The 7,224-nt window shown below is 71.9% G+C and carries 7 protein-coding genes; 4 read left to right on the top strand and 3 right to left on the bottom strand.

Translation table 11 applies throughout. The features are described from left to right. Window positions 1-58: 58 nt before the first annotated feature. Together ABZT17_RS26530 and ABZT17_RS26535 are read right to left on the bottom strand one after the other, a co-directional pair. Window positions 59-922: a GAF domain-containing protein gene (locus tag ABZT17_RS26530; RefSeq protein ID WP_356352097.1), complete on the bottom strand. Its 864-nt coding sequence runs from the start codon at window positions 920-922 to the stop codon at window positions 59-61. A gap of 39 nt (window positions 923-961) precedes the next feature. Then, entirely contained in the window at window positions 962-2,320 is a 1,359-nt protein-coding gene (locus ABZT17_RS26535) for a DUF2252 domain-containing protein (RefSeq protein WP_356352098.1), read from the bottom strand. A gap of 368 nt (window positions 2,321-2,688) precedes the next feature. Here ABZT17_RS26535 and ABZT17_RS26540 point away from each other — a divergent pair, with 368 nt between their 5' ends. Next, window positions 2,689-3,873 carry a winged helix DNA-binding domain-containing protein gene (locus tag ABZT17_RS26540; RefSeq protein ID WP_356352099.1) on the top strand — a complete coding sequence of 395 codons (1,185 nt, stop codon included), beginning with the start codon at window positions 2,689-2,691 and terminating at the stop codon, window positions 3,871-3,873. Window positions 3,874-3,987: 114 nt separating this feature from the next. Here ABZT17_RS26540 and ABZT17_RS26545 read toward each other — a convergent pair whose 3' ends face one another. Then, entirely contained in the window at window positions 3,988-4,302 is a 315-nt protein-coding gene (locus tag ABZT17_RS26545; RefSeq protein ID WP_356352100.1) for a hypothetical protein, read from the bottom strand. Between the two features lie 154 nt (window positions 4,303-4,456). Here ABZT17_RS26545 and ABZT17_RS26550 point away from each other — a divergent pair, with 154 nt between their 5' ends. From ABZT17_RS26550 to glnII, 3 genes are all read left to right on the top strand, one after another. Next, the gene (locus ABZT17_RS26550; RefSeq protein ID WP_356352101.1) at window positions 4,457-4,819 is read left to right on the top strand and encodes an arsenate reductase family protein; all 363 of its coding nucleotides are present in this window, start codon (window positions 4,457-4,459) and stop codon (window positions 4,817-4,819) included. Window positions 4,820-4,931: 112 nt separating this feature from the next. Continuing rightward, window positions 4,932-5,636 carry a hypothetical protein gene (locus tag ABZT17_RS26555; protein ID WP_356352102.1) on the top strand — a complete coding sequence of 235 codons (705 nt, stop codon included), beginning with the start codon at window positions 4,932-4,934 and terminating at the stop codon, window positions 5,634-5,636. Between the two features lie 480 nt (window positions 5,637-6,116). After that, window positions 6,117-7,148 carry a glutamine synthetase gene (glnII, locus tag ABZT17_RS26560; RefSeq protein ID WP_356352103.1) on the top strand — a complete coding sequence of 344 codons (1,032 nt, stop codon included), beginning with the start codon at window positions 6,117-6,119 and terminating at the stop codon, window positions 7,146-7,148. Window positions 7,149-7,224 lie beyond the last annotated feature (76 nt).

Below are 7,224 nucleotides of genomic sequence, written 5' to 3' on the forward strand. Positions count from 1 at the left end.
TCGGCCACGGACCGGGTCCCCGGAGTCCCGCCCGTCCACTCCCGGGCCGCTCCCCCACTCAGTCGAGCCGCAGCTCGCCCCGCACGATCCGGTCGGCCACGGAGTGTGCGGAGCCGCTGTCGGCGAAGGCCCGTGCCTTGATGAGTTCCAGTGCGTCGGCCACCAGGCAGTCGAGCTGCACGGAGACCATGCCGGCGGCCTGGTGCACCAGGGCCCGCAGATCGGTGCCGCCGAAGAGCTCGGGGTCGCCGTCCGGGGTGAGGATCATGGTGCGGGTGAGCGCGTCGGCGACCAGGGCGAAGGTCTCGGTGCCGAGCACGCGCGGGGTCGCGTCGAAGACGGTGAGGGCACCGACACAGGTGCCCGCCACGCTGAGCGGCACGGCCGACACCTCCTCGATGCCCAGCTCGGTCAGGGCGGGCCCGTACCCCGGCCAGCGGTCGGTCTTGATCGAGCCGGACGCGGTCACCGCTCGAACGTCTCGGGTCGCGTCCCGGGCCGGGCCCTCGCCGAGCAGGAACTCCAGCTCCTGGACGGCCCGGGCCGGTTCGTCGGAGGCCGCCAGGGCGAGTTGGTCGAAGGTGGCGCCGACCAGGGTGACGGCGGCGCTCGTGGTGCCGCAGGCCGCCGCCACGGCGGTCATGAACAACGGGCGCGGGGTACCCGTCGCCACGGCCCGGCCCGCGAGCCGGCTCACATAGTCCTCATGGAGCCGGGCCGAGGCCAGGTGGCGGGCGGCCGTCGAACGGTGGACCCGTGCCATCCACAGATGGGCGTCCCGGCCGACCGCGGTGGTGGCCCGGCCGGCGAGGACTTCGTGCCGTGCGGCGCTGTCGGTCTCGTGCTCGGCGAGGGCGCGCGCGCCACTCGCCTTCCGCCACGCGAAAGCCCTGGGATCGGCGGGCCCGCCTCCAGTGGCCATGCCGGCATGGTACGCCCCGCCTCTCGACCAGGGTGTTCGTCACACGTCCGGCGCCGCCCTGACCACCCCGGCGGCGATCGCCGCGCCCAGGGTGGCGTGGTCGTGGACGGTCTGGTCGGCGTAGGCGAGGGCGAACTCGGTGACGGCGCGGTCGAAGGTGTCGGCACCGCCGAGGTAGGCGGCGATGGCGACACGGTCACCGGAACGGGCGTGGGCACGGGCCAGGGCGGTGCCGCAGAGGCGGGCGTAGGCGTGCAGGTCGGAGGGGCTCATTCCGGCGATGTCGGCCGAGCCCTTCATGTCCCGCAGCTGGCGCCAGTAGAAGGCGCGCCCCTGGGGCCCGCTCATCCACCCGAGGAAGATGTCACCGGCCGCCTGCATCAGCCGCTGTCCCGCCACCACCCGATGCCCCGGATGGATGTACGGCCCCTGCGGCAGATGTTCCTCCAGTACGGATCTGCGGGCTTCCTTGATCTGCAGGAACAGCGGGTCGTCGGTGTCCCGCCCGGCGAGCAGCACCACGAAGCACCGCATGCCCACACTGCCCACCCCGACGACCTTGCGGGCGGCGTCCACGAAGCGGTAGCGGTCCAGGAGCAGACGGCGCTCCTCGGAGAGGGTGGAGCGGTAGTCGCTGAAGATCTTGCGCAGGGAGGCCGTGTCGGAGACGCCCGCGGGTTCCAGCAGCGGTGGGTCCTGGACGAGCCGTCGGCGGCCGTCGACGACCTCGGTCAGCTTGCCGAGGGCCTGGAGGCTGGTGCGGCGCCGGGCCCTGGTCAGACTGGACGCGGACTGCCGTCGCCGGCGCGCGGAACGCACCAGCGGCGCCAGGGACTCGGCGTCGATGCACTCGTACCAGACCTCCAGCTCACCGCGCCGGGCCAGCCGCCGCATGGCGGTCCGGTAGGCGCCCACCGCCGCCAGTGCGGCGCCCTCGGCCCTGGGTTCGGGGTGCCCGTTCTCCCGGGCGGCCACGACGACGGAGGCGGCGAGCCGCTGCACGTCCCACTCGAAGGGTCCCTGGAACGTCTCGTCGAAGTCCTTGAGGTCGAACAGGAGACTGCGTTCCGGGGAGGCGTACAGCCCGAAGTTCAGCAGATGGGCGTCGCCGCACAGCTGCACGGTGAGCCCGGTGTGCGGCCGGGAGGCGAGATCGGCGGCCATCACGGCGGCGGCCCCGCGCAGAAAGGCGAACGGCGAGGCGGCCATCCGTCCGTACCGGATCGGCAGCAGCTCGGTCAGCCGGTCCCGTCCCTGCCGCTCCAGCACGGCGACGGGGTCGGCCCGGTCGACGGACGGAACCCAGCCGGCATGCCCCGACCGGGCGACCCGCTTACGAGCGCCTCGCCCCCGCTCGGCACGGGCAGCGGGGTCGGCGGTGGAGCCGGAGGCGGTCATGGGGCGGGGTGGGGGTGCGGGGCGGGCGGAGCCGACGTGGCCGCGGCCGTCGCGGGGGTGGCCGTCGCGGGGGTGGCCGACGTGGCCGGGGCCGTCGCGCTTGTGGCCGTCGCGCTTGTGGCCGTCGCCCGGTGTGTCCGCTGTCGTGTGCCGTGTCCGGCCATCGCGCCTCCCTCGCCGTGTCCGTGCTGGGGGCGGTCTCGGTGGTCGCCCACTGGTCGCCCCGGCTCGCCGCCTCTTGATCGCAGTGAATGCGGGGCGCGGGCCGGGCGCATGCCGGGTTCCGGCGATCGGGTGACGGAGGAGGTGGGACCCGTTGTCAGTGGTGTCGGGGATGATGCAAACAGGGTCGACGGGGTGGAGGGCGGATGGACGGCACGCAGCGGCATGTGGGTGTGGCGGAGCGGCGCGCGCGGCTGGCGGTGCGGCACCGGCTCGTGGGGGCGGCACGGGGTGCGACGCCGGAGGAGATCGCCGACGCGCTCGTGGCCCTGCACGGCACGGATCCGGCGACGGTGTACCTGGCGCTGGGCGCGCGCCTCGCGGACGCGGCACGGACCGTCGCCGAGACGGACCGGGCGCTGTACGAGGACCGTTCCCTGGTCAGGATGCACGGCATGCGGCACACGGTGTTCGTGTTCCCCACCCACCTCACCGCGGTCGTCCACGCGTCGACCGGCCTCGCCGTGGCCGCCCGTGAGCGTGCCTCGCTGGTGAAGGACATGGCGAAGGCGGGAGCCCCGGACGCGGCCTGGCTGAAGGAGGTCGAGGAGTCGGCGCTGGCCGCGCTGGCCCGCCGCGGTCAGGCGACGGCGACGGAACTCGCCGAGGACGAGCCGCGGTTGAGAGAGCAGTTCGTGTACGCGGCCGGGAAGAGCTACGAGGGTGTGCACACCGTCTCGTCGCGGCTGCTGCGGGTGCTGGGCGTGGAGGGCAAGGTCGTCCGGGGCCGTCCGCTCGGCTCCTGGACCTCCACCCAGTTCCGCTGGGCCCTCGCCCCCGCGCATCCGGAGCTCGGACTGGCCGAGTCCCAGGCGGAGTTGCTGCGCCGCTGGCTGACGGTGTGCGGGCCGGCCACGGAGGCGGACCTGAAGTGGTGGACGGGCTGGAAGGTGACCGACGTCCGGCGGGCGCTGGCGGCGATCGGGGCGCGGTCGGTGTCGCTGGACGAGGGCACGGGTTACGTCGTCGAGGGTGACGTCGATCCGGGCCCCGGGCCCGTGGAGCCCTGGGCGGCCCTGCTGCCGGGGCTGGATCCGACGGCCATGGGGTGGCAGGCCCGTGACTGGTATCTGGCGCCGGAACTGCGGCCGTCGCTGTTCGACGGCAGCGGCAACGTGGGGCCGACGGTGTGGTGGGACGGCCGGGTGGTGGGGAGCTGGGCTCAGCGTGCCGACGGCGAGATCGCCTGGCGCCTGCTGGACAGGAAAGGCGTGGGCCGGGAGGCCAGGTCGGCGATCGAGGCGGAGGCGGAGCGCCTGCGGGGTTGGCTGGGCACGACGCGGGTGACACCCCGGTTCCGGACACCCGTGGAACGGGAGCTGACGGCCTGACGCCCCGACACCGACCGTCGTGGGCAAGGGAGTCCGGTACTTCTCGATGTCCGCCGTACCACCGGGACGGGAGCGCCGGGTGCCCGGTGATGTGGGGTACCCGGCGCCGCCGGCTCACCGTGTGTAGCGCATCAGTGCCCGCACCATGTGGCACGTCGTGTCGGACGGCGGGTGGACTCCGATCGTCTCCGCCGTGCTGCGGATCGTCTCGTTGCGGGCCTGGTTCGGCACGTACACGCCCGAGTCGAGCAGGGCGATCGCCAGCCGCATCGCCTTGAGACGGCGGTTGTGCGAGACGTACCACTCACGCGGCCGCCCCGGCGGCAGCGGACGCTTCTCCAGCGGGGCGTACGGCAGGTCGAGCAGCACGGGACGGTTCGCGGTGGACTGGGTCGGCAACGGCTTCGGCTTCAGTGCGGCAGCGGGCACAGGCATCCTCCTGTCGCGGCAAGGGCGCGGAAAGAGACGGGGGCTTCGGAAACCCCCCACACCCTCGAACACTTCTTCTAGTGTACTGCCCGCCACTGACAAAAGCCCCTGGCCACAAGGGCTTTCAGCCGTCCCCAGGGGTACCGTGGGCCCCATGGAGATCTGGATCAACCCGGCCTGTTCCAAGTGCCGCAGCGCCATCGGTCTGCTCGACGCCGAGGGCGCCGAGTACACCGTCCGCCGCTACCTGGAGGACGTACCGACCGAGGACGAGATCAGGGACGTACTCGACCGTCTCGGCCTCGAACCGTGGGACATCACCCGCACCCAGGAGGCCGCGGCGAAGGAGCTCGGACTCAAGGAGTGGGCGCGCGACGGGACTTCGCGGGACCGGTGGATCAAGGCGCTCTCCGGGCACCCGAAGCTGATCCAGCGTCCGATCATCACGGCGGACGACGGCACGGCGGTGGTCGCACGCTCGGAGGAGGCCGTACGCGAGGCGCTGTCGCGGGAGTGACCCACGCATGTGTGACGCAGGTTACTTCAGGGACTCGTGTAACCAGTGAGTAACCTCGTTCGGTATCTCGTACATAGCGACGTACGCTCCCCTACCTCTTCAGGAGGCGCGCATGTCGCGTAGGAGAACTGTCAGTACGAAGAAGAAGCTCGCGATTCTGGTGAGCGCGGCGGCGGTGGCGGGCGGTGGGGCCTTCGCGATGGCGGCGACCTCGAACGCCGCGCAGACCCCGCCCGCCGCGAAGACCCTGTCGGCCGCGAACTCGACGGTCTGCCAGGGGCTGGCCACCGCCCTCGGCAACAACCAGAAGTTCATCGACGGGCAGAAGGCCGGTCCGGACGCCCAGTCCGCGGCCCGGATCGCGAACCGCGAGGCGGTCATCGCGCAGATCAAGGTCCAGCAGAAGGCGTCGGGTTGCACGGTTGGGGAGTCGGCTCAGGGCTCCCAGGCCGCGCAGCCCGCGCAGAACGGCCAGCAGGCCGGTGGCGCTCAGCAGTCCGCACCGCCCTCACCGGCCGCCTCGGCGCCCGCGGGGAACCCGGGCGCGAACGCCGGCGGCACCGCCGCGGGACAGCAGGTGTGCAACGGCTCCACCGTCACCCTCTCCGGCGAGGCCGGCGCGCCCGCCGCGTCCAGCAACCAGTTCCCGGCCGGTACGACCCTCAAGGTCACCAACCTGGACAACAACAAGTCCACGACGGTGAAGGTCACCTCGGTCTCCGGCAGCTGTGTCCTCCTCAACAACGCGGCCTTCGAACAGGTCCGCGAGCCCGGCAAGTTCCTGATCCGGCGCGCACTGATCCAGAAGGTGGGGTGAGGCCTGACGTCGTAGGAACTCAGTGAGGCGGCGGCCGAGTTGGTCGGGTGCGTCCTGCGGCAGCGCGCGGCAGCAGCGCATCCGCCCTCTCCGCCACCTTGTACGTGTCCTGGGTCCTGCTGCTCTCGGCCAGGAGCAGCGGGACCGGCGCGTCCAGGCCGAGGAAGTCGAGCGACCGGCCCCGGTGGACGGCCGCTCATTCCCATCGCATACGAGCCGTCGCAGGACCGCCGTGTCCGCGCCTGCGAACGAGCGCCCGCACCCGTGTCCCGAGCGGCGCGACGCCCTTCATACGGCCGTCGGCCCGTTCTCACAGCGTGAATCGCGCCACACCGACGCCAGGTAACACGGGGTTCACACTCGAGCAATCGACGGGAAATCGCCTGTTGACAGGCTCGCGGGCATCCAGCGCGGTGCCCCAGTGCCGCAGCGCCGCAGCACCCGCAAGTGCGATCAGACACACCCCGAAGGAAGTGGCTCGTGACCTTCAAGGCTGAGTACATCTGGATCGACGGCACCCAGCCGACGGCCAAGCTCCGTTCCAAGACGAAGATCATCGCGGGCGAGCCCGCCGGTCTGGACGCGCTGCCGATCTGGGGCTTCGACGGCTCCTCCACGAACCAGGCCGAGGGCCACTCCTCCGACCGTGTCCTCAAGCCCGTCTTCACCTGCCCGGACCCGATCCGCGGCGGCGACGACGTCCTCGTCCTGTGCGAGGTCCTGAACATCGACTTCACCCCGCACGAGTCCAACACCCGTGCCGCGCTGACCGAGGTCGCCGAGAAGTTCGCCGCGCAGGAGCCGATCTTCGGCATCGAGCAGGAGTACACGTTCTTCCAGGACGGCTACCCGCTCGGCTTCCCCAAGGGCGGCTTCCCGGCCCCGCAGGGCGGCTACTACTGCGGTGTCGGCGCGGACGAGATCTTCGGCCGTGACGTCGTCGAGGCGCACCTGGAGAACTGCCTCGCGGCGGGCCTCGCCATCTCCGGCATCAACGCCGAGGTCATGCCCGGCCAGTGGGAGTTCCAGGTCGGCCCGGTCTCCCCGCTGGAGGTCTCCGACCACCTGTGGGTGGCCCGCTGGCTGCTCTACCGCACCGCCGAGGACTTCGGCGTCTCCGCCACCCTGGACCCGAAGCCGGTCAAGGGCGACTGGAACGGTGCCGGCGCGCACACCAACTTCTCCACCAAGGCGATGCGCGAGGGCTACGACGCGATCATCACCGCCGCCGAGTCGCTGGGCGAGGGCTCCAAGCCCCTCGACCACGTCAAGAACTACGGCGCCGGCATCGACGACCGTCTGACCGGCCTGCACGAGACCGCCCCGTGGAACGAGTACTCCTACGGCGTCTCCAACCGCGGTGCCTCGGTCCGTATCCCGTGGCAGGTCGAGAAGGACGGCAAGGGCTACATCGAGGACCGCCGCCCGAACGCCAACGTCGACCCGTACGTGGTGACCCGCCTCATCGTCGACACGTGCTGCTCCGCGCTGGAGAAGGCCGGCCAGGTCTGACCCGCGCTCCTTGCTCCAGAGGCGCCGCGGACCGCTCTGTTGGTGCTCATCAGCGGCCGATTCCGGGTGGAATTCC

The organism is Streptomyces sp. NPDC005648, assembly GCF_040605395.1.
GTDB lineage: Bacteria > Actinomycetota > Actinomycetes > Streptomycetales > Streptomycetaceae > Streptomyces.